The sequence below is a fragment of the Ralstonia sp. 25mfcol4.1 genome (assembly GCF_900104095.1).
Taxonomy (GTDB): Bacteria; Pseudomonadota; Gammaproteobacteria; order Burkholderiales; family Burkholderiaceae; genus Cupriavidus.
In genome coordinates, this window is sequence record NZ_FNJO01000006.1 from 199682 (window position 1) to 219915 (window position 20234).

Here is a 20234-nt window from a genome sequence, read left to right on the forward strand (position 1 = left end):
GCCGCCTTATTCCGGTCGCTTCGGAATATCGACTGCGCGCTGCACGGCCGGCCGCGCCACAAAGGCTGCCAGCACGCGCGACACCTCGGGGAAGTCTTGGATGCCCACCAGGTCGCCCGCCTCGTAGAAGCCCAGCAGATTGCGCACCCAGGGGAACGTGGCGATGTCGGCAACGGAGTAGTCGTCGCCCATGATCCACTGGCGGCCCTTGAGGCGCTCGTTCAGCACGTTCAGCAGCCGCTTCGATTCGGCCACATAGCGGTCGCGCGGACGCTTGTCCTCGTAGTCCTTGCCCGCGAACTTGTGGAAGAAGCCCACCTGGCCAAACATCGGGCCGATGCCACCCATCTGCCACATGACCCACTGCAGGGTCTCGTAGCGCAGCGCGGGGTCGGCCGGCATGAACTTGCCGGTCTTGTCGGCCAGGTACACCAGGATCGCGCCCGATTCCCACAGCGCCAGCGGCTGGCCGCCGGGGCCGTTGGGGTCGATGATCGCGGGGATCTTGTTGTTGGGGTTCAGCGACAGGAATTCGGGCGAGGTCTGGTCGTGCTTGTCGAAGCGGACGAGATGCGGCTCGTAGGGCAGCCCGGTTTCCTCCAGCATCAGCGATACCTTGATGCCGTTGGGGGTATTGAGCGAATACAGTTGCAGGCGGTCGGGATGTTGCGCCGGCCATTTGCCGGTAATCGGAAAGTCGGACAGAACGGTCATCGTGATGCGGTTGTCGTTTTGTGGGCGAAAGCGGCATGGTAATGGCTTTGGCGCAGTTTTGCCTGGCAGTCGACAAATACCCATGATGTGATATTTGATCCGGGCCAATCCTGAATGGGTGCGGGCGGCGCGGCCGACCGGTCAGCCAGTCGGGCGCCGTCCAACAGCGGCGATGGCGTGTGGCGCGATCGGTTGGCTACCGGCCAGCCAGTTCCGCGGCGACGAAATCGACGAAGATCTTCGCGCGGGCCGGCAGGCGGCGCCCGAATCCGTGCAGCACCTGCAGCGGCACGGGCCGCAAGGCGGCGTCGGGCAGCACCAGCCGCAGCCGGCCCGCGTCGAGATCATGCTGGACAATCGTTGCGCCTGCCCGACACTCGCCTGGCATCGATGCGTCAGGATGACTACTCTCCATTTGGCTGTTCAGTCATTTGGATGGTATCCGCCGCGCACGGGCGGGCCATATCCTCTAGCTTCTTTCATGGGAGGGCAGCATGAGGACCTTTTTGGGACTCGCTGCCGGCTGCATGCTCGCTGCCGGCTGCACATCGACACCGAAAGCGCCACCAGCATCGGCCTTCAAGGCTGACGACCTCAGCGGCAAACCGAAGCGCGCGGCGCAGGCATGGGTCGCCGCCGGCAAGGACTGGTCGACGGACAAGGATCTGGGTGCCATCCTGGCGCTGCCGGAGAACCGCCAGATCAAGGACCTGCTGGCCTCGCCACAGTGCGCCGAGCCCGCATCGAAATCTTCCCCGAACGCATCGACTGCGCCCGCCCGGCCAGCCGCCGCAGCCAACGCAGCCGGCACCGCGTTCGTGGCCAGCGGTACGCGGCTGGTTGCCGATCTCTACGCGGACAAGGACCAGGGCAGTCCGGAACAGCTGAAGCGCGAGGCGATCGACGCCAGCAATGTCGACGTCAGTTTCTCGGCGGCGGGCTTCCGTGGCGTCCGTTGCGCAGTATTCGCACGCTATGCGCTGGGCGATGCGCCGTCGCGCCCCGGGCTGGTCGCCGTGCTGGCCATCGAACAGCGGCTGCAGGACGGCAAGTTCACCGACTACTTCCGCTTTCGTCCGCTTTATATCCGGGCTGCGAACACGATTTCGAAGACGGCTGCGGGCAACGGCGCGCAATCGGCGCAGATCGCGGTGTCGTTCGCGCTGGTGACCCGGCAGCTCGTGGTCAATGGCGAAGGCGCGGCGACGTTTGCCGAGCTGGGCTCGGCGGCCACCACCATCGCCCGCGTGCCGCTGGGCGGCAACGGCATGCCGTGCAACACGGCGCTATGCAGCGGTATGTCGCCGCCGGTGCCGGTGCCGGTGGCCCGGGGCACCGTGGTCATCGCGATGGGCGTCAGCGAGGCGGGCGACGTGGGCGCCGAGATCGATCAGATCCGCGTGGAGCGCGAAGCGGTGGCTGCGGCGCGCGTGCCGGGCACGCCGACCCTGACGGCACCGGCCGCGACGCCGCTGGCGCACGGATTGACGGAGCGCCACGTGTCCCGCTAGGCACGGCCGTCCAACACGATCCGCACCCATCCCGCCGGCCCCGCCGCCATGCGGCCGCGGGCCGGCGGCGTCAGAACGGCAGGCTCACGTAGTAGCGCCCCAGTTCCGTCAGTTCGCCATCGGCGCCCAGCAGGCTGGTGAAATGCGGATCGGGGTTCCAGCGGCCCGTGAACCATGCGTAGCGGAAGACATCGGTGCGCTGCTCGCAGGTGGCCACCATTTCGCGCATCTGCGTCTTCTGTTTTTCGAGCGTATCGACCTGCGCGCCGTCGACATTGCTGTGCCAGTTGGCGAACTCGGTGACCCAGAACGGCTTGCCGTACTTGGCCAGGCGGTCGAGTTGCCCGCCCAGGCCATAGTCGTACCAGTGGAAGGCCAGATAATCGATCTGGGGATTGCGGTTGCCGTTGGCGGCGCGATAGGCGTTGTAGAACGCGTCGAGCCAGACCACGGGATCGCTGTAGCCCGGCATGGTGCCCCACGTGATGGCCGGGCCCACCAGCTTGACGCCGGTACGGGCGGCAATGGCTTCGAACTGCGGCCAGACTGCCGCCGCCGCGGCAGGCGACAGGTTGGCCTGATCCGTCAGGTTCGGCTCGTTCATGAGCAGCAGGTACTTGACCTCCGGATGCGCATTCAGCCACGTCTCCACCGTGGCGGCATCGAACGCGTAGTCGTTCCAGAGCATCGGCACGAAGTCCATGCCATAGGCGGCGCGCGGGTCGGTGGGCGCCGATGCGCTGGGCCTGGGCGACCAGTTGTACCACCACGATACGCCGGGGGCCAGCGCTGCCACGTCGGCCTTGCTGGCCAGATCGTAGGCGATGCCACGCTTGGCGCTCTTGGTCACGCCCGGCGTGGACGACGGCGGCGTGGTGGGTGCGGTCGGCGTGCTTGCCGAGAGGTTGCCGCCGGAACCGCCAGAGCCGCCGCTCGCGGACGTCGGGGTGCCCCCGTCGCCGCCGCCGCAGGCGGTCAGCGCGAAAGCCATGAGCAGCGGCGCAACGGCACGGCTGCGTAGGGTGTGCATCAGCATGTGGGTTACCGTGTGAAGCGGAGTCGGATTGGGTGGCTTCCCTCTGCCTCGGGCGGGAGAGGGAAGCGGCTGGTGTCACCGTGCGCTACAGCGACTGCAGGAACGCCGTGATCGCGTCGCGGTCGGCCTTCGGCAGGGCTTCGTAGCGTTTGCGGCTATCGGTGGCCTCGCCGCCGTGCCAGAGCACGGCTTCGGGAATGGTGCGGGCGCGGCCATCATGCAGCAGGCGCACGCTGGTATCGCCACCCTGCACGAAGCGCAACGAGCCGATGCCCCACAGCGGCGCCGTGCGCCATTGGCTGGGATACGCGCGGCCCTCGGACAGCGTGTCGGCCAGTTCGGGCCCCATGTCGTGCAGCAGCAGGTCGGTGTACGGATGGATGATCTGCTCGCGAAGTTCGGCAAACGGATGCGTGGCGCCCGTCTTCAAGGTTGGCGTATGGCAGGCCGCGCAGCGCACCTGCGTGAACAGGTCGGTGCCTCGCGCGATTTGTGCCGGATCCACGTCATGCTCGGGCGACACGCGGACGCCGTCCGGGAAGCCGCTGCGCAGCTTGCGCTGGGCCGGCACGGCGATCAGCGACAGGTAGTGCGTCACGCGCTGCAGTTCGTTCTCGCTGACCGACGTCGGCGTGGTGACCGTGTGGCAGTTCGCCGCCCCACGCTGGCAGCCGTAGTCGGGGAACATCGGCGACGTCACGCCCAGGTCCTTGATCAGCGCGTCGGCCACTTGCTGGCGGATGCTGCCCTTCGATGCCTTCCAGCCAAAGCGGCCCACGTGGGTCTTGCCCGTCTGCGGATCCACCACGAGGTTGGCCACGCCGCGGATGCCGTCGCCGTTGGCGTCATCGGGGTCGGCCAGGCCCAGGATGGTGGATTCTGGAATGGCCTCCAGCAGCCCCATGCCGATCACCTGAGCGGCCTGGCGCGCCGAGTAGCGTCCCGGGGCAGGGCCCTTGAACGCGAAGACCGGCTTGACCAGTTCGACCTTCTCGCCATCGGGCAGCGTGCGCACGGTGGTGTCGAACGACTGCACGGTGACGTCGTAGGGGGCCGCCTTGGCATCCTGGGCGTGCTGCTGCACGTTGTGGCCGTAGACGGGGTCGGGGCCGCTGCCGTCGCCGTTGGCTGTCAGGAACGACATCGTATCCAGCTTCGCGCCCAGCGCCAGCGGCTTGCTGCGGCCGTTGTTGGTGTGGCATTCGATGCAGCGCGGCTGGTTGTAGCGCGCGCCGAGCTGACCGATATGGGCCGTGAACACGGGGTTGTCGCGATCGTGCTCGGAGTGCGTGCCGTCGGCGAACGACGTGTGGAACAGCCGGCGCCCTTCCACGAACCGCTGCGTATTGGTGATGCCGATGTTGTTGGCCATCTGCTGGAAGACCCGCATCGGTTCTTCCGAGTAGTTGTACGAGAGGCTGGCCTGGCCGCCCAGCAGGGCGTCGTCGGGCAGCGGTTCGGAATCGAGGTTCGGCGCGATGCCGTACCACGGACGCATGCCCACGCCCACGATGTAGAGCTGCTCGAACGAGTAGTAGCGGCTGCCGCCGCCGTCCACCACCGGATCGCGCTTGAGGCGCGGCGCCGGGGCCAGCTCGACCTTGTCGCCGATCTTCAGGGGGCTGTGCGGGTCGGTGCGCCAGTTCGAGTCGAAGGTCATCATGCAGTCTTCGCGCGGCTGGTTTTCGCGGCAGATCGGCAGGCCGCCTTCCTTCGGATTGTTGAAGCCGTAGTTCAGCGACCAGCCATAGTCACGCACCGTAGGATCTAGCACGTTGCGGAACAGGCTGAACGTGGTGCCGTCGAAGATGCCCTGGTTCACGCGCAGGTAGACCTCGATCAGCTGCTTGCCGGCGGGCACGTGGTCGCGGATTTCCAGGCCGAACGTGCGGTTCTGGAAGTAGAACGTGGGGAAGGTCAGGTAGCGGCCCGGGCCCGCATCGGGGGCATCCCAGGCTTCGCCGCGTTCGCGCGCGTGGCGCTCGGTCGGGCGCGAGCCCATCATCGTGACCAGCGTGCCGTCGGCCTCCCGGTACTGGATCTGTTCCATGACCGGCGTATCGGCGCCGTACAACGGTTCGTAGAGCGATGGCGTGACAGTCGGGGCAGGCGCCGAACCGCCGTCGCCGCCCCCTCCGCCGCACGCGGCGACCATGAATAAGGCGGCCAGCAGCAATGCCGGCCCACGATGGTGAGCGACTTTTTTCATTGTATTGACCCTTCGTTCTTGTCGGAACCGCGCCGGGCTCCGTTTCGATTTCTTTTATCCCCGGCTTCGGCACGGACATCTGCCGTGTGCCGCGAAACGGCCCATTCCCTGTAGCCGCGGCGATTATCGTGAGCTGCTTAAATAGATGTCAATTGTCATTATCTGGCGCATCGGGTGACAAAAATTGCGCCTTGCGGTGACGAGGATCGTCACCTCTTGACTGCACGCCGGATACAGCCCGGTCGATGACATGGACATGACAGAAACCGGAGGTTTTCTGCCGGGGATGGCACCTTCGGTTATTGCGGAGCGCGTGCCGCGTGGGCCAATCTGGTGCAGATTTCGTTGCGCGAAAGCCGCAGACATTGCTACGGCGGCGGCCATGAAAACGGCCACTTGCCGGAGGACGGCAGTGGCCGGGGGGCCAGGCGTTGAATTATCAAGCGTCCAATGAGTTGACGCTCAAAGAGATGCGGTTGCCGCGCTGGCCCGATGCAGCAGCACCGGTACCGATTTCGATGTCGGTGTATTGCAGAGGTCGGCCACGCTGTCCAGCGGCACCAGGGGGTTGGTCTCTGGGTAATAGGCCGCCACGCAACCGCGTGGGATGTCGTAGGCAACCAGCCGGAATCCGTCGGCGCGCCGCTCGATATCGTCGTGCCAGACCGTGGTCATGTCGACCCATTCACCGTCGCGCAGGCCCAGCATCTGCAGGTCCGCCGGATGGATGAACACCACGCGGCGCTGGCCGAAGACGCCGCGATAGCGGTCGTCCAGCGCGTAGATCGTGGTGTTGTACTGGTCGTGCGAACGCGTGGTCATCAGCGTCATCACGCGTTCGCCGTGGCGGGCGCGGGCCCGGGCGATCGGCGTGTCGAGGGTCAGCGGGTTGACCAGGAACTCCGCCCTGCCGGACGGCGTGTGCCATTGTCGCTCGCGCGCGGGCACATACAGGTGAAAGCCGCCCGGTACCGCCACGCGGGCGTTGTAGTGCTCGAATCCGTCGACCACCTCGGCGATCTTGTCGCGAATGCGCGCGTAGTCCTGTGCGTACCAGCGCCAGTCAACGGTGGCGCTGCCCAGCGTGGCATGAGCCAGGCCGGCGATGATCGCGGTCTCGGACATCAGGTCTGGCGACGCCGGCGTATTCATCCCAAACGAGATATGCACCTTCGAGACCGAGTCTTCCACGGTTACGCCCTGCGGCACGCCGTCCTGCAGGTCGATCTCGGTGCGGCCCAGCGTGGGCAGGATCAATGCCTCCTTGCCGTGGACCAGGTGGCTGCGGTTGAGCTTTGTCGCGATATGCACGGTCAGGTTGCACGCGCGCAGCGCGTCCCACGTGCGGGGCGTGTCCGGGGTAGCCGCCGCGAAGTTGCCGCCCAGCGCCACGAAGATCTTCACGTCGCCGCGCAGCATGGCCTCGATGCTCTCCACCACGTCGTAGCCGTGCTCGCGTGGCGGGGTGAAGCGGAATGCCGCGCCAAGCTTGTCGAGGAAGGCTTCCGTCGGTTGCTCCTCGATGCCGACCGTCCGGTTGCCCTGCACGTTCGAGTGGCCGCGCACGGGACACAGGCCCGCGCCTTCGCGCCCGATATTGCCGCGCAGCATCATGAGGTTGGTCAGCATCTGGATGGTCTGGACCGAATGCTTGTGCTGCGTCAGGCCCATGCCCCAGGTGCAGATCACGCGCTGGCCACGCGCGTAGATCGCGGCCAGGCCTTCGATGTCCGCGCGCGGCACGCCCGATTCCTGCTCGATGACGGTCCACGATTCGGCACGCAGGTCGGCCGCGAAGGCGTCGAAGCCGTGCGTGTGTTCGGCGATGAATACGGTGTCAAGCACCCGGGCCGCACCCGTGGCCTGCGCCTCGTCGTCCAGTTCCAGCACGCGCTTGGCCACGCCCTTGATCAGCGCGTAGTCGCCGCCCAGCGTGGGCCGCACGAACACCGAGCAGATCTTCGTGTCGGACATGGTCAGCATCTCCACCGGGCTCTGCGGACTGGTGAATCGCTCCAGCCCGCGCTCGCGCAACGGGTTGATCGACACCAGCGTGGCGCCACGGCGGGCACAGTCGCGCAGTTCGGCCAGCATGCGCGGATGGTTGGTGGCGGGGTTCTGGCCGAACAGCAGCACGGTGTCGCAGGTCTCGAAGTCCTCCAGCGTCACGGTGCCCTTGCCGACCCCCACCGTATGGGGCATGCCGCGACTGGTGGCCTCGTGGCACATGTTCGAGCAGTCCGGGAAGTTGTTGGTGCCGACCATACGCGCGAACAACTGGTACAGGAACGCGGCCTCGTTGCTGGCGCGGCCCGAGGTGTAGAAGGCCGCCTGGTTCGGATCGGGCAGGGCGCGCAGGCGGGTGCCGATCAGCGCGAACGCGTCCTGCCAGGAGATCGGCCGGTACGTGTCGGTCAGGCCATCGTAAATCACGGGCTCGGTCAGGCGGCCATGCTGCTCCAGTTCGTAGTCGGTCTGGTCCATCAGGGCCGCCACCGTGTGTTGCGCCAGGAATGCGGCCGTCACGCGCTTGCCGGTGGACTCCGCGGCCACGGCCTTCACGCCGTTTTCGCAGAACTCGAACGTCGAGGCGTGTTCGCGGTCTGGCCAGGCGCAGCCGGGGCAGTCGAAGCCGTCCGCCTTGTTCTGCCGGAACAGCATCGCGTAGTCGCGGCCGGGCACGCGCTCCTTGATCAGGTTGATGGCCACGTACTTGAGCGCGCCCCATCCGGCGGCGGCATGGGGATAGGGTTCGATGCGTGGCTTTGACTTGAAGGCCATGGCGGGGGCTCCTGCCTGAAAGGAATCGATACGTCGGGATGGCCCAAGCGTATCGCCGGCAGGGTGGCGGGCGTTGCCGCTGGCGGTAGGGGTTTCGGTTTTGCACGCCCGGCGATGCGGCATGCAAACCAAAGGATGATGGTGCCCTACAAATTGACTAGCGCGAGGCAACCCACGTACGAATGCGCCGCGCGGCGGTGCCGCCTACGATGGATTCACGGGCTTGCGACGCAGGCCCTGGCGGGGAAGCCGGAAAGTTTTCCCGTCCGCAACGCAAGTCAACCAGGAGTTCATCATGATTCGCAAGCACATCGTTCCCGTTCTCGTGGCATGCGGCGTGGCCGCCGTCAGCGCCCTTGGCAGCGGCATGGCCAATGCCGCCGAGACCGGCAAGCACCCGGCCACGCATTCGCATCCGCAGTACAACATCGACCAGCCGCGTGACGTGTACACGCAGGGCGCGCGCTTCAATGTGTCGCTGGCGGATCAGGGCCGCTTCATCCAGGTGGGTCAGGACCTGACCGGCGTATCGGCGCCTCCGGGCAACACGCCCGCTTGAGCGCGGCATGATCGCCAATGTCGAAATCGAAGGCCGGGCCGCCAGCGCGGCCGTCGGTGGTGTCACGCTGGCGCTGGCATGGCTGGGCGTCTGTGCCGCCAGTTGCGGCATGGCGCTGGTCACGGCGCTCTGGGCAGGCGTCTGAGGCGCCGCCCAGGCGCCGGTTTTTCTTGTGGGTCGGGATTCAGCGGGCGACACAACCTTCGCCCCCGGGGCGTCTCACGGTCGCGATCAGGCCGCTTCCTCGGTCGCCTGCTCGCCATCGGCCAGCCGCTGCGGCAGCCGTACCATCATCTTCGCACCGCCTTCGGGCAAAGATTCCGCCGCGATGCTGCCGCCATGGGATTCCACGATGTTCCGGCAAATGGACAGGCCCATGCCCATGCCGTCCGGCTTGGTCGTGTAGAACGCGTTGAACAGGCGATCCATGTCCTTGTCGGGAATGCCCGGACCCGTATCGCTGACCACCAGCAGCACCGTATGGTCTGGCAGGACGCGGCTGGCCAGCGTGAGCCGGCGCCGGCCGGACACGTGCGCCATGGCCTGCGCGGCGTTCACCATCAGGTTCACCAGCACCTGCTGCAGTTGCGTCCAGTCACCGTGAATCTGCACGCCGTCGGCATCCAGGTCCAACTCGGCCGATACCTGATGGTCCTGCAGCTCGCGCCGCACCAGTTCCAGCGAAGCCGTCACCAGGTTGTCGACGCCGATGTCGACGTACTTGGGTTCCGACTTCTGCGCCATGGCGCGAATCTGCCGGATGATGTCGTTGGCGCGGCTGGCGTCGCGAATCACCTGTTCGATGGATTCGGTGGCTTCGGCGATCTCGGGCTCGTCGCGCTGAAGCCAGCGCAGTGCCGAGCTGCCGCAGGTGACGATGGCGGCCATCGGCTGCGTCACCTCGTGTGCGATCGACGCGGCCAGCTGGCCAAGCGTGGTCACGCGCGACACATGCGCCAGTTCGGTCATGGTCCGATGCAGTGCCTGCTGGGTCGCGATGGCGTCGGTGGTATCCATCAGGGCGCCCATGTACTCGTGCTGGTCGCCGGCCGTGGCGCTGCGCCGCGCCACCAGATGCACGTGACGGACCGCGCCATCGGGCAGCAGCAGCCGGTGCCGAAGATCTACGCTCGGCACGCCGCCGAGCATGGCCGCATGCACGCGCTGCACTTCGGCCAGATCGTCCGGATGCACGCGCGTGAGCACCATGCCGAAATGCGGTGCCTCGCCCCGTGGGTAGCCGAGGATACGGAATGCCTCGTCCGACCACGTCATCGTGTTGGCCGGCAGGCGCAGCGCGATACTGCCGGTCTTGCTGAGCCGCTGGGCTTCGGCCAGGAACGCCTCGCTGCGCGCCAGGGCGGCCTCGGTGCGGCGCCGCCGCGCCATGTCGGCCAGGTTGCGCAGCGCCAGCAGCGTGGTGGTGCCGATGGCCAGCAGGGCAAAGACGAAGCGTGCCAGCTGGCCGTGATCGGGGTCGGGGTTCTGCGAAAACGCAAAGGCCACCACGGTGAGCACCAGCGCCGTGGCAGCGGTGATCCGGGTGGCGCGGATCGATCCGGTCAGCGCCACCAGCAGGATGACGAGCACATAGACCACCGCGATGGCGAAATCGAGCGGCGTCAAGGCGTCGATCGTGAAGACACAGAGGCCCAGCAGGCCCGCCGCGCCCATCAACAGCCGGTTGGTGGTTGGGTTGTACATCCCTGTTTCGCCCGTATTGCTGGTTATCGGTATGCCATGCCCACGGCCGGCAGCATGATCCGACCCTGATATTAGTCCTGAATGACTGGTCGAGGAATCATATGAAGGTATAGGAGATGTCCATGCATTCGTCGCCCTTTGCAAACCGCGGGTGCGTTTTTGCAAGCGCTTGATCTGGGGACAATCCGCGCCTTTGCCGCAGGTGCACAGTCGAGATGGACACTCGCCCGCGCCGCAGGCGACCGCGAGTGCACAGAATCGGGGCACATAGCCCTTTGGTATGCCTTACTGGAGCCCATCATGACCCATACCCAGCTTGACGATCCCGGCCTGGCCGTTACAGAAATCTCGGATCACCTGAACCGGCTGCTGGCCGACGTCTTCGCGCTGTACCTGAAGACCAAGAACTTCCACTGGCACATGTCCGGTCCGCACTTCCGCGACTACCACCTGATGCTGGACGAGCAGGCCAGCCAGATCTTCGCGATGACCGACGACGTGGCCGAACGCGTGCGCAAGCTCGGCGGCACGACGCTGCGCTCGATCGGCGCCATTGCACGACTCCAGCGCGTGCGCGACAACGACGCCGAGGACGTCTCGCCCAAGGCCATGCTGCGCGAACTGCATGCCGACAACCTTGCGCTGGTCGAAGCCATGCTCGACGCCCACGCGGTATGCGACGACCATGCCGACGTGGCCTCCGCCAGCCTGCTGGAAAACTGGATCGACGAAGCGCAGCGCCGCGCGTGGTTCCTGGCGGAGTCGGTCAGGTAACGTTGCCGACGCCAACGCCAAAGCCCTCTCCGTTGGAGAGGGCTTTTTTTCATCGCGGGCCGGCGTCGCATGCAACAATTCAGACGGCCACCTTGCCGCGGAACACGTGGTACTGGTACAGGTTGTAGCCCAGCATGACCGGCAGCAGCACGCCAATGCCGATCAGCATGAATACCAGCGTGCGGTCGTCGGAGGCGGCATCGACCAGCGACAGCCGCCCCGGCACCACGTTCGGGAACAGGCTGATGGCCAGGCCGCCGAACGACACCAGGAACAACAGCACGGCGGCGCGAAACGGGGCGCGGCGGCGGCCGGTCCAGGTGGACCCGGCAATCCAGGCGACCGCCAGTGCGGCCATCACACCGAGCGCCAGCAGCACGGCCAGCACGCCATGCTGGTGCCAGCGGTCGGTGCCGATCAGGCTTAGCCGCAGCGTGGCGCCGGACAGCACCAGCGCGCTGACGACGGTGATCGGCAGCGTTGCCAGTGTCCACTTGCGCGCCGAAGCGTCGACCGGATACGACGTCTTCTTGATCAGGTAGGTGGCGCCCAGCAGCGCGTAACCGGCGGCCACGCCCACGGCGGCAACCAGCGTGAACACGGCGTTCCATGCGCCCGGATCGAGCCCGGTGATGATGCGTCCGAGGATCACGCCCTGGGCCACGGCGGCCAGCAGGCTGCCGACGCCGAAGACCCGGTCCCAGAACGGGCCGCGATGGGTGGCGTGGCGGAACTCGATGGCTGCGCCGCGCATGATCAGCCCGGCGATCAGCGCCATCAGCGGCAGGTACAGCTGGGGCAGCAGCATGGCGTAGGCGGCCGGGAAGGCGCCGAACAGCCCGCCCCCCAGCACCACGAGCCAGGTTTCATTGGCATCCCAGACGTGGATGATCGATTCGACCATCACGTCGCGCCGTTCGCGCTCGGGCTCGAACAGGCTCAGGATGCCGATGCCAAGGTCAAAGCCGTCCGTGACGACATAGGCGGCCAGCATCAGGCCCAGGATGCAGAACCAGAGCGATACCAGCAGGGTATGGGCGGTAGTTTCCATGGCGAGTCTCCGGGGGTCAGTAGGTGCTGCGCTCGGCTGCAGCCGGCAGGGCCGCCGCGGCGGCTGCCGGAGCGGTGAGCGTCAGGTCCGGGCCCTGACGCAGCCAGCGCGCGGCCAGCCAGGTGAAGGTCACCAGCAGCACGGCGTAGAAGGCGCCGAACATCGCGATGCTGCCAGTCACGTCGACGGCGGAAATGGCGGTCGAGACCCCTTGCGGGGTGCGCAACAGGCCATAGACCAGCCATGGCTGGCGACCCACCTCGCGCACGATCCAGCCGCACTCGACGGCCAGGTACGGCAGCGGAATGGCGACGATCCATGCCAGCAGCAGCGCCCGATGCTGGCTCAGGCTGGCGGGCTGGTGGCGTGTGCGGCGCAGCACCCGTGCCGTCCACAACGCCAGCACCACGAACAGCACGCCGATGCCGGCCATCACCCGAAACGCGTAGTAGAGCAGCGGCAGCATCGGGGGCTGGTCGGCGCGCGGAATGTCGGCCAGTCCCGTGACGGTGCCATGCACCTTGTGCGTCGCCAGCAGGCTCAGCATGCCGGGCACCTCGATGGCCCAGTCGTTGCGCTGGGTGGCCTGGTTGGGCCAGGCCAGCAGCGACCACGACGCGGCCGTGCCCGGCGCATTGGTCTGCCAGTGGCCTTCGATGGCGGCGCCCTTGGCGGGCTGCGTCTCGAAGACGTCCACGCCGCTGCCGTCGCCCAGCCATACCTGCAACGGCGTCACGATCACCAGCAGCACCATGGCCAGCCGGAACGAGCGTGCGAAGAAATCCGGCTGGCGCCGCTTCAGCAGGTACCAGGCCGAGATGCCGGCCACCACCACCAGCCCGGTTTCCAGGGCGGCCATCCACATGTGGCTGACGCCCCAGAGCGCGTCGGGATTGAAGATCGCGCGCAGGTAATCGGTGACGACGATCTTGCCGTCCTTCACCGCCACGCCTGCCGGGGTCTGCATCCACGAGTTGGCCACCATGATCCAGAAGGCCGACAGCGACGAGCCCAGCGCCACCATGCCGGTGGCGAACAGGTGCACGCCGCGCGGCACGCGCTCCCAGCCGAACATCATGATGCCGATGAAGCCGGCTTCGAGCATGAACGCCATGGCGCCCTCGAAGCCGAGGATGTTGCCGAAGAACTGCCCCGTGAACTGCGAGAACGCGCTCCAGTTGGTGCCGAATTCGAACTCCATCGGGATGCCGCTGACCACGCCGACGGCAAAGTTCAGCAGCAGCAGCTTGCTCCAGAACCGCGCGTGGCGGTACCACGCCACGTCGTTGGTGCGAATCCAGAGCACTTCGACGATGAACAGGAAGGCCGACAGGCTGATGGTCAGGATCGGCCAGAGGATATGAAAGATCGCGGTGAAGGCGAACTGCAGCCGCGACAGGTCGGTGACGTCGTGCATGGCGCGTTATCTGGCGTTGGATCGGTAGGCAATGGTGGGCTGCGCGTCGTCCAGCGCGGGCGCAAGCGCCACGCCGGCGCTCTCCATGGCCGAGGCCAGGATCATCGCGTCGGCATTGAGCGCGGGCGGACGCGAACGCTGCGGGCGAAACACCAGGTCGCTTTTGTCGATGGGCTGGCCGGACAACGCGCAGACGCCGCTGTCGCGGGCCGCGCCGATGGTCCAGACCTGCGCCCCGTAGCGGCAGTGCGTGGCGTCGCGCCAGCTCACCACGGCCATGGCGCCGCTGAGCCGTTCGATGATGCTGACGATCGGGGCATGGGCGCGCAGCGCGTTGTCCCCGGCGGTGTAGGTCAGGGACGCCAGCGTCTGGCTCTTCGGATCCAGCAGCGCGATGGTGCGCAGCCACGTGTCGCAGGCGCTGTCGCGCACGTCCGCCAGATCGCGGGTATCAACGGATGCGGGGTACAGGGTTTCAGCCATGGGAGCTCCCGGGGGTAGAGGTGACCTTGACGCGCCAGCAGTGCGGCGTGTCGCCGACGAAACGCTTGAAGACGGTGGTGAAATGGGCTTGCGAGCGGAATCCGCAGCGCATGGCCACTTCCAGCACGCTGCCGTCACCGCCACGCAGCAGGTCCTGCGCGTGTTCGATTCGGCGGCGCACCAGGTATTCGTGCGGGCGCATGCCCGTGGTGCGACGGAACTGGGCGGCAAAGTACATGCGCGTGAGCCCGGTGCTGCGCGCGATATCGGCCAGCCCGATGGGCGCGGACAGGTTCGCGTCGATGAACTCGATGGCGCGGCGCAGACGCCATTGGGGCAGCGTGGTCACCGCACGCGTTTTCGACGCAATGCGCTGGAAATGATTGGCCACCACGCGCGCCACGATGGCCAGCGCCACGCTGTCGGCAAAGATGCGGCCCAGACCGGGGTCCTGCGAATGCGCCACCGCCAGGGCCTGGCCAAGCCGTTCCAGCGCCGGGTCGGCATGGAGGAACGGATCGTCGAGCCGCAATTCGCCGTCGTGGTCGTGGCCGAACTGGTCGGCATAGCAGGCCGCCAGCACCGATTGGGGCACGAACAGGTGAAGCACGTCGCTGGCCGATGCGTACACGGCGCTGGTGGCGGTGCCCGGCGCGGTCACGTGGACCGCACCGGCACCCAGTCGTCCGTCAAACACGGGCATGCCGCCGCACAGGAAGCGGATCGAGCTGGACCGCAGGTTGATGGCGATGCAGTGCCGGGTGGGTTCGCCGGCGTGCGACACCATGTCAGGCGGCTCGCCGTCGCAGGTCCAGCGCGACACCACGATGGCGTCGCGGTGGCCGGGCGTGACCACGGCCTCGGGGGCGTGGCGCCAGCGGGTCTCGCACTGGACGAAGCCGGGCGCCTGCGCGGCGGCCACGCGCAGCTGGGGCGCTGCCCGGGCAGGTGCGGCGCCAGAGGTGTCAGGGGCGTCGAGGACGGTGGTGGCTACATCTTTCATGGCGGGGCTCCGGGATGCGGTATCGGTTCGGCGGCGGGCGTTCACTCGGCGTACTGGAGGAACGCGACGGCAATCAAAATCAGGTTCAGCACGGCGAGGACGATCCAGCCGTACATCAGCAGCAGGCTTTCCTGGTCGGACATGGCGGCGCTCACAGGTGGTGGTGCGACAGCACGGCGTGCGCTGCGGCGTGAACGGGCTCGATGGCCTGTTGCCACATGCCGTAAACCACGGCGCCAGCCACGCCGACCGTAGCGAAGGCGAGGGTGATGGCGATGATCGGCATCCAGAGCTTCTGATGTGTCATGGTGCGGCTCCCGTGGAAGCAGTCGGTGGTTGACTGGAATGCTAGGAGCCGGGTACGGATGCCCACAATTGCCGTGTAGGTGGTGCGGTGTTAAACGAAGGTATAGGCCGGCCCAACGCAATGCACCGGAAAGGGGCGAAACCATGCGGATAGAGGCGGTCCCGCCACCCGGTAGTGCCATCCCGAAATAACTTGGCGTTCGCAACCACGGCCGTGCGCGCCAGCGGCCATCATTCCCGACATCAACCATCGGAGTGAGGCTGTGATGCATGCCGCGACCGGATGGCGGCGCTTGCCCGTGGCTGCCGCCGTGCTGACTACCCTGGCGCTGACGGGCTGCGCCGCGTTCGACCACAGCCGCCCCACGCAGACGCCGGCGGTGGTTACCGACATTGCGCAAAGCCTGCCGGCCCAGCATGGCCAGTGGCCGTCGCAGGACTGGATCGACCGCTTTGGCGACCCCCAGCTTGGCGCACTGGCCCGCGAGGCGGTTGCCGGCAGCCCGACGCTGCAGGCTGCGCAGGCGCGCGTGGAGGCAGCCCGTGCCGTGGCCGAGGGCGCGCGCAGCGGCCTGTATCCCGACATCGATATCCGCGGCGGTGTGTCGCGCCAGCGCATTTCCGAGACCGACCTGCTTGGCGCCACGCCGCTGTCGGGCCGCTGGATCAACCAAGTGCAGCTGTCCAGCGGCCTGACGTATGACCTGGACTTCTGGGGCCGGCACCGCAGCGCGCTGCAGGCCGCGATGTCCGGCGTGCGCGAGGCCGAAGCCGAAGGCCAGGCTGCCCAGTTGCTGCTGACCACGGGCGTGGCACGCGTCTACGCGCGGCTGGCCACGCTGTACGTGCTGCGCGACATCACCAAGCAAACGATTGCCCAGCGCCGCGAACTGTCCGCGCTGGGCAAGGCCCGGCTGGTGGCTGGCCTCGATACCCAGGTGGGCATCACGCTGCAGGACGCCGACCTGGCCGGCGCCGAGGCGGATCTGACGCATGTCGACGACACCATCGCCCTGACGCGCCACCAGATTGCCGCGCTGCTGGGCAAGGGCCCTGACCGCGGACTGGCGATCACCCGGCCGGTGCTGCTGAACGGCTCGGGTGGTCATCCGATGGCCGGCCTGCCCGACGACGCGCGCATCGGGCTGCTGTCGCGCCGCCCGGACCTCGTGGCCGCGCGTTGGCGCGTGGAGGCTGCCTCGAAAGACATCGACGTGGCGCGTGCGGAATTCCTGCCCGACGTCACGCTGTCCGCCATGGCCGGCCTGACCACGATCACGCCGTCCGATTTCCTGCTCGGCGCGAGCCGGGCCTTTGCCTTTGGCCCTTCGCTGCGGCTGCCGGTGTTCGAAGGCGGCCGCCTGCGGGCCAACCTGCACGCGCGCTACGCCGACTACGACGCAGCCGTGGCCGACTACAACCAGACGCTGACCGATGCACTGCGCGAGACGGCCGATGCCGTCGGCAGCCTGCAAGCCGTGGCCGCCGAAACTGCGCAGCGGCAGCGGGCCCAGGCGCTGGCCGAGCGTGCCTATGCGCTGGCTTCCGGTCGCTGGCAGGCCGGCCTGGCCAACCAGCTGGCCGTGCTGACGGCGCAGGACAGCGTCCTGGCGCAGCAACGCCAGGTGGCCCAGCTGCAAGGGCAGCAACTCGATCTCCAGTTCCAGCTGGTCTGGACGCTGGGCGGCGGCTACGTCGGGCAGTTGCCGGAACATGCCGCAGCCCAGGCCGCCGCGTCACCTAATCCCACGAGCACCTCACCATGAACACATCCGCCCCGCCCGCTGCTCCCGCCGCGCCCGCACCGTCGGCCGAAATGCGTCCCGTACCGCGCCGCCGCCTGATCACCGTGGCCGCCCTGGTCGCCGTGACGGGCATCGGCGCCGGCGCGTACTGGTGGACCATCGGCCGGCACTTCGCGTCCACCGATGACGCCTATGTGTCCGGCAACGTGGTGCAGGTGACGTCGCTGGTGCCTGGCACGGTCGTATCGATCGCCGCCGATGACACCCAGCGCGTGACGATGGGCCAGCCGCTGGTGGGGCTGGATCCCACCGACAGCGAGATGGCGCTGCAGCAGGCGGCCGCGCAACTGGCCGAAACGGTGCGCCAGGTGCGCACGCTCTATGTCAACAACGGCACGCTGCAGGCGAACATCGCCCAGCGCCAGGCCAACGTGGAGAACGCCCGTGACGATCTACGCAGGCGGATGTCGGTCGACGGGACCGGCGCCGTATCGAAAGAGGACGTCGACCACGCCCGGTCCACGCTCAAGGAAGCGGAGGCGGCGTTGCGTGCCGCGCAGGAACAGCTGGCATCGAACCTGGCCCTGACGCACAACACCAGCATCGCGCAGCATCCCGACGTGGCGCGCGCCGTCGCCAGCTATCGCGCCGCCTATCTGACGCACGCGCGTTCGACACTGCCGGCGCCAGTCACCGGCTTCGTGGCGCGCCGCGCGGTGCAGGTGGGCCAGCGCGTGGCGCCCGGTGTGCCGCTGATGGGCGTGGTGCCGCTGGACCAGGTCTGGGTGGACGCCAACTTCAAGGAAAACCAGATGAAGGACATGCGCGTGGGCCAGCCGGTGTCGCTGGTGGCCGACTTCTACGGCGCCCAGGTGCGCTACGACGGCAAGGTGGCGGGCTTTTCGGCCGGCACGGGCGCTGCGTTCTCGGTGCTTCCCGCGCAGAACGCCACTGGCAACTGGATCAAGGTGGTGCAGCGTCTGCCGGTGCGGATCACGCTCGATGCCGCGCAGCTGGCCGCGCATCCGCTGCGCATCGGCCTGTCGATGCAGGTGACCGTGGATGTGCACCAGCACGACGGCGCCAGCCTCAACACGCTGCCGGCCGTGACGCCGCTGTCGACGGACGTCTACGCAACGGTGGGGCGCGACGCCGACGCGAACATCGCGAAGATCATCGCGGCCAACGAGCGTTGAGACCGCAAACGTCAGCGGGAACTCACCGCAGCCACCGCTGCCACAGCGCAAAGCCGGCCACCAGCAGGCAGCCGGGCGCCACGATGGCCAGCAGGTTGGCGCCGGCCAGCAACACCGCCTGCTGGTCGATTTGCTGCGACAGACCGATCAGTGCGGCGCCATGCGGCAGCGGTGCGATGCCGAACGGGTCGACGCGTGCCACCAGGTGCGTGCGCGCCAGCGCCTCGCCGTACTGCAGGCACTGGGCGGCGGTTCCCGTGCCGGCCGCCGAGGCAACCTGGCGCACGATGTTCTTGAACTGGTAGGTGTGCGAGAAATCGTCGAGCGGTGTGTCCAGGAACGTCAGCTTGGCCACGACGATCAGGCTGAACGGCAGCGCCATACTCTGCAGCAGCAGCGCCGGTACCACGCGGCCCAGCGACAGGTCCGTCATCAGGCGCGTGGCCAGCATCCACGCCGCGCCCGCCAGCATGACATAGCCCAGTGCCAGCCAGCGTCGCGAACCGGGCAGGCGCGCGCCATACAGCACGAACACGATGGCTGCCACGACGCCCGCCGCGGCGGTCAGCGTCGTTACGATGCCGGTGGTCTCGAACGAGAAGCCCAGGCCCAGCTGCAGCACGATCGGGATCAGGTAGTTCCACAGCCCCGCCACGAACGAGTAGATGGCGTAGAAGCCCAGGCCGGTCAGATAGCGCTTGCCGCCCAGCCGGTGCGTATTGAGCCACGGGTCGGGATGCCGGTGCAGCCGCACGAAGGCCAGCGTCATCAGGGCGGCACCCGCCAGCGGGCGGACAAGCACGATGGGGGTGCTGGCTGCCGTATAGAGCCGCAGATCGGCCAGGCCATGCACCAGCACCAGTGCCCCCAGACCCAGCAGCAGCACGGTGTACCAGTCCATCGCGGCCAGGGCGTCGATGTCAGGCGGACGGGGCGGGGTGACGCGGTGCGGATAGGTGACCGACACCAGCAACAGCGTTGCGGCGGCGCCGATGGCCTGCACCACGAAGATCAGGCGCCAGCTGGCATCGAGGATCAGCGTGGCGGTGATCCACGGCGCCGCGGCCAGCATGCCGATGGCGCCCAGCACGAACGGCCACAGCAGGCGCGGGCGCTCCTGCGGGGCGGCGATCATCTGGATCAGCGTGCGCGCGGCAGCGAACAGGCCGCCCGCACCAAGGCCCTGCACGGCCAGCGCCAGCGAGAGCTGCACGATGTTATTCGATACCGCGCAAAGCAGCGCGCCGCCGATGGCCACCAGCAGGCCCAGCATCGTGAAGCCACGGTAGCTGATCAGGTCCGCGATGCGCCGCAGCATCAGGTTGGCGACGATGGCGGCCGCAGCATAGGACGTAAAGCACCAGAGGAAGTCGTCGGGCGTGGCGTAGACGCCGGCGTGGATCTGCACCGCGCCGGTGGCCAGCATCGAGGTGGCCACGAAGTCGACCCCCGTGGCGCACCCCAGTGCCAGCCCCATCAGCAGCACACCGCCGCGCGTGACGCGCGGCAGGGCGCCTAACGCGACGGATGGCATGCCGCCTTGCCGTCGTGGCACCGGGCCGGGGCCGGGGCCGCGGCCTTGGTCACGGCCTTGGCGGCCGGCAGCACGCTGTAGTCGTAGCGGTCGGCGGCAAACGGGCTGGTGGCCGGATCGGTGGCGTGGGCGGCCACGGCCCCCAGCAGGCAGGTGGCGGCCAGGATGGATCGAACCAGAATCGGACGCATGGCGGTTCTCCGGTTGGGGC

The 20234-nt window shown here is 67.7% G+C and carries 19 protein-coding genes; 6 read left to right on the plus strand and 13 right to left on the minus strand.

The window, feature by feature from the left end:
- Positions 1 to 6 precede the first annotated feature (6 nt).
- Positions 7 to 714 carry a glutathione S-transferase N-terminal domain-containing protein gene (locus tag BLQ58_RS13080; RefSeq protein WP_092598547.1) on the minus strand — a complete coding sequence of 236 codons (708 nt, stop codon included), beginning with the start codon at positions 712 to 714 and terminating at the stop codon, positions 7 to 9.
- A gap of 196 nt (positions 715 to 910) precedes the next feature.
- The gene (locus BLQ58_RS13085; protein ID WP_139186103.1) at positions 911 to 1129 is read right to left on the minus strand and encodes a type 2 periplasmic-binding domain-containing protein; all 219 of its coding nucleotides are present in this window, start codon (positions 1127 to 1129) and stop codon (positions 911 to 913) included.
- 79 nt (positions 1130 to 1208) lie between these two features.
- Here BLQ58_RS13085 and BLQ58_RS13090 point away from each other — a divergent pair, with 79 nt between their 5' ends.
- On the plus strand, positions 1209 to 2225 hold the full coding sequence (locus BLQ58_RS13090) for a hypothetical protein (RefSeq protein WP_139186104.1): 1017 nt from the start codon (positions 1209 to 1211) through the stop codon (positions 2223 to 2225).
- 70 nt (positions 2226 to 2295) lie between these two features.
- Here the strand turns inward: BLQ58_RS13090 and BLQ58_RS13095 are convergent, their stop codons facing one another.
- The 3 genes from BLQ58_RS13095 to BLQ58_RS13105 form a co-directional block, all read right to left on the minus strand.
- The gene (locus BLQ58_RS13095; RefSeq protein ID WP_254775926.1) at positions 2296 to 3261 is read right to left on the minus strand and encodes a glycosyl hydrolase; all 966 of its coding nucleotides are present in this window, start codon (positions 3259 to 3261) and stop codon (positions 2296 to 2298) included.
- A gap of 85 nt (positions 3262 to 3346) precedes the next feature.
- Positions 3347 to 5470 (minus strand): di-heme oxidoreductase family protein, encoded by a 2124-nt coding sequence (locus BLQ58_RS13100; protein WP_092598556.1) that lies wholly within the window; start codon positions 5468 to 5470, stop codon positions 3347 to 3349.
- A gap of 462 nt (positions 5471 to 5932) precedes the next feature.
- Positions 5933 to 8251, minus strand: coding sequence for an FdhF/YdeP family oxidoreductase (locus BLQ58_RS13105; protein WP_092598559.1), 2319 nt, complete (start codon positions 8249 to 8251; stop codon positions 5933 to 5935).
- Positions 8252 to 8546: 295 nt separating this feature from the next.
- Here BLQ58_RS13105 and BLQ58_RS13110 point away from each other — a divergent pair, with 295 nt between their 5' ends.
- Together BLQ58_RS13110 and BLQ58_RS29130 are read left to right on the plus strand one after the other, a co-directional pair.
- A complete protein-coding gene (locus BLQ58_RS13110) occupies positions 8547 to 8810 on the plus strand; it encodes a hypothetical protein (protein ID WP_092598562.1) in 264 nt (87 codons plus the stop codon).
- A gap of 7 nt (positions 8811 to 8817) precedes the next feature.
- On the plus strand, positions 8818 to 8955 hold the full coding sequence (locus BLQ58_RS29130) for a hypothetical protein (RefSeq protein ID WP_175459899.1): 138 nt from the start codon (positions 8818 to 8820) through the stop codon (positions 8953 to 8955).
- 86 nt (positions 8956 to 9041) lie between these two features.
- Here BLQ58_RS29130 and BLQ58_RS13115 read toward each other — a convergent pair whose 3' ends face one another.
- A complete protein-coding gene (locus BLQ58_RS13115) occupies positions 9042 to 10514 on the minus strand; it encodes a sensor histidine kinase (RefSeq protein WP_092598565.1) in 1473 nt (490 codons plus the stop codon).
- Positions 10515 to 10814: 300 nt separating this feature from the next.
- Between BLQ58_RS13115 and BLQ58_RS13120 the strand changes: the two genes are divergently transcribed.
- Positions 10815 to 11288, plus strand: coding sequence for a Dps family protein (locus tag BLQ58_RS13120; RefSeq protein ID WP_092598568.1), 474 nt, complete (start codon positions 10815 to 10817; stop codon positions 11286 to 11288).
- A gap of 79 nt (positions 11289 to 11367) precedes the next feature.
- On the opposite strand, the gene BLQ58_RS13125 is transcribed toward BLQ58_RS13120, so the two are convergent.
- From BLQ58_RS13125 to BLQ58_RS29135, 5 genes are all read right to left on the minus strand, one after another.
- A complete protein-coding gene (locus BLQ58_RS13125; protein ID WP_092598570.1) occupies positions 11368 to 12339 on the minus strand; it encodes a cytochrome d ubiquinol oxidase subunit II in 972 nt (323 codons plus the stop codon).
- Positions 12340 to 12355: 16 nt separating this feature from the next.
- Entirely contained in the window at positions 12356 to 13756 is a 1401-nt protein-coding gene (locus BLQ58_RS13130) for a cytochrome ubiquinol oxidase subunit I (protein ID WP_092598573.1), read from the minus strand.
- A gap of 6 nt (positions 13757 to 13762) precedes the next feature.
- On the minus strand, positions 13763 to 14239 hold the full coding sequence (locus BLQ58_RS13135) for a DUF3331 domain-containing protein (protein WP_092598576.1): 477 nt from the start codon (positions 14237 to 14239) through the stop codon (positions 13763 to 13765).
- Positions 14232 to 15242 carry a helix-turn-helix transcriptional regulator gene (locus tag BLQ58_RS13140; protein WP_092598579.1) on the minus strand — a complete coding sequence of 337 codons (1011 nt, stop codon included), beginning with the start codon at positions 15240 to 15242 and terminating at the stop codon, positions 14232 to 14234. The genes BLQ58_RS13135 and BLQ58_RS13140 overlap by 8 nt, the downstream gene beginning before the upstream one ends.
- Positions 15243 to 15393: 151 nt before the next feature.
- On the minus strand, positions 15394 to 15549 hold the full coding sequence (locus BLQ58_RS29135; protein ID WP_175459900.1) for a hypothetical protein: 156 nt from the start codon (positions 15547 to 15549) through the stop codon (positions 15394 to 15396).
- A 265-nt stretch (positions 15550 to 15814) separates the two neighbouring features.
- On the opposite strand from BLQ58_RS29135, the gene BLQ58_RS13145 reads away from it, so the two are divergent.
- Positions 15815 to 17314 (plus strand): efflux transporter outer membrane subunit, encoded by a 1500-nt coding sequence (locus tag BLQ58_RS13145; RefSeq protein WP_092598582.1) that lies wholly within the window; start codon positions 15815 to 15817, stop codon positions 17312 to 17314.
- A complete protein-coding gene (locus tag BLQ58_RS13150) occupies positions 17311 to 18489 on the plus strand; it encodes an HlyD/EmrA/EmrK family protein (RefSeq protein ID WP_092598585.1) in 1179 nt (392 codons plus the stop codon). Before BLQ58_RS13145 ends, BLQ58_RS13150 begins: the two co-directional genes overlap by 4 nt.
- Positions 18490 to 18511: 22 nt before the next feature.
- Here BLQ58_RS13150 and BLQ58_RS13155 read toward each other — a convergent pair whose 3' ends face one another.
- Entirely contained in the window at positions 18512 to 20023 is a 1512-nt protein-coding gene (locus BLQ58_RS13155; protein ID WP_092598588.1) for an MFS transporter, read from the minus strand.
- Positions 20005 to 20214 (minus strand): hypothetical protein, encoded by a 210-nt coding sequence (locus tag BLQ58_RS13160; protein WP_092598591.1) that lies wholly within the window; start codon positions 20212 to 20214, stop codon positions 20005 to 20007. The genes BLQ58_RS13155 and BLQ58_RS13160 overlap by 19 nt, the downstream gene beginning before the upstream one ends.
- Positions 20215 to 20234 lie beyond the last annotated feature (20 nt).

Excerpts from the sequence above, each read along its gene's own strand:
- BLQ58_RS13125 (WP_092598570.1), bottom strand. The coding sequence starts at position 12,339 with ATGGAAACTACCGCCCATACCCTGCTGGTATCGCTCTGGTTCTGCATC.
- BLQ58_RS13140 (WP_092598579.1), bottom strand. The coding sequence starts at position 15,242 with ATGAAAGATGTAGCCACCACCGTCCTCGACGCCCCTGACACCTCTGGC.
- BLQ58_RS13085 (WP_139186103.1), bottom strand. The coding sequence starts at position 1,129 with ATGGAGAGTAGTCATCCTGACGCATCGATGCCAGGCGAGTGTCGGGCA.
- BLQ58_RS13100 (WP_092598556.1), bottom strand. The coding sequence starts at position 5,470 with ATGAAAAAAGTCGCTCACCATCGTGGGCCGGCATTGCTGCTGGCCGCC.
- BLQ58_RS13105 (WP_092598559.1), bottom strand. The coding sequence starts at position 8,251 with ATGGCCTTCAAGTCAAAGCCACGCATCGAACCCTATCCCCATGCCGCC.
- BLQ58_RS13160 (WP_092598591.1), bottom strand. The coding sequence starts at position 20,214 with ATGCGTCCGATTCTGGTTCGATCCATCCTGGCCGCCACCTGCCTGCTG.
- BLQ58_RS13115 (WP_092598565.1), bottom strand. The coding sequence starts at position 10,514 with ATGTACAACCCAACCACCAACCGGCTGTTGATGGGCGCGGCGGGCCTG.
- BLQ58_RS13155 (WP_092598588.1), bottom strand. The coding sequence starts at position 20,023 with ATGCCATCCGTCGCGTTAGGCGCCCTGCCGCGCGTCACGCGCGGCGGT.
- BLQ58_RS13130 (WP_092598573.1), bottom strand. The coding sequence starts at position 13,756 with ATGCACGACGTCACCGACCTGTCGCGGCTGCAGTTCGCCTTCACCGCG.
- BLQ58_RS13135 (WP_092598576.1), bottom strand. The coding sequence starts at position 14,239 with ATGGCTGAAACCCTGTACCCCGCATCCGTTGATACCCGCGATCTGGCG.
- BLQ58_RS13095 (WP_254775926.1), bottom strand. The coding sequence starts at position 3,261 with ATGCTGATGCACACCCTACGCAGCCGTGCCGTTGCGCCGCTGCTCATG.
- BLQ58_RS13145 (WP_092598582.1), top strand. The coding sequence starts at position 15,815 with ATGCATGCCGCGACCGGATGGCGGCGCTTGCCCGTGGCTGCCGCCGTG.
- BLQ58_RS29130 (WP_175459899.1), top strand. The coding sequence starts at position 8,818 with ATGATCGCCAATGTCGAAATCGAAGGCCGGGCCGCCAGCGCGGCCGTC.
- BLQ58_RS13110 (WP_092598562.1), top strand. The coding sequence starts at position 8,547 with ATGATTCGCAAGCACATCGTTCCCGTTCTCGTGGCATGCGGCGTGGCC.
- BLQ58_RS29135 (WP_175459900.1), bottom strand. The coding sequence starts at position 15,549 with ATGACACATCAGAAGCTCTGGATGCCGATCATCGCCATCACCCTCGCC.
- BLQ58_RS13120 (WP_092598568.1), top strand. The coding sequence starts at position 10,815 with ATGACCCATACCCAGCTTGACGATCCCGGCCTGGCCGTTACAGAAATC.
- BLQ58_RS13080 (WP_092598547.1), bottom strand. The coding sequence starts at position 714 with ATGACCGTTCTGTCCGACTTTCCGATTACCGGCAAATGGCCGGCGCAA.
- BLQ58_RS13150 (WP_092598585.1), top strand. The coding sequence starts at position 17,311 with ATGAACACATCCGCCCCGCCCGCTGCTCCCGCCGCGCCCGCACCGTCG.
- BLQ58_RS13090 (WP_139186104.1), top strand. The coding sequence starts at position 1,209 with ATGAGGACCTTTTTGGGACTCGCTGCCGGCTGCATGCTCGCTGCCGGC.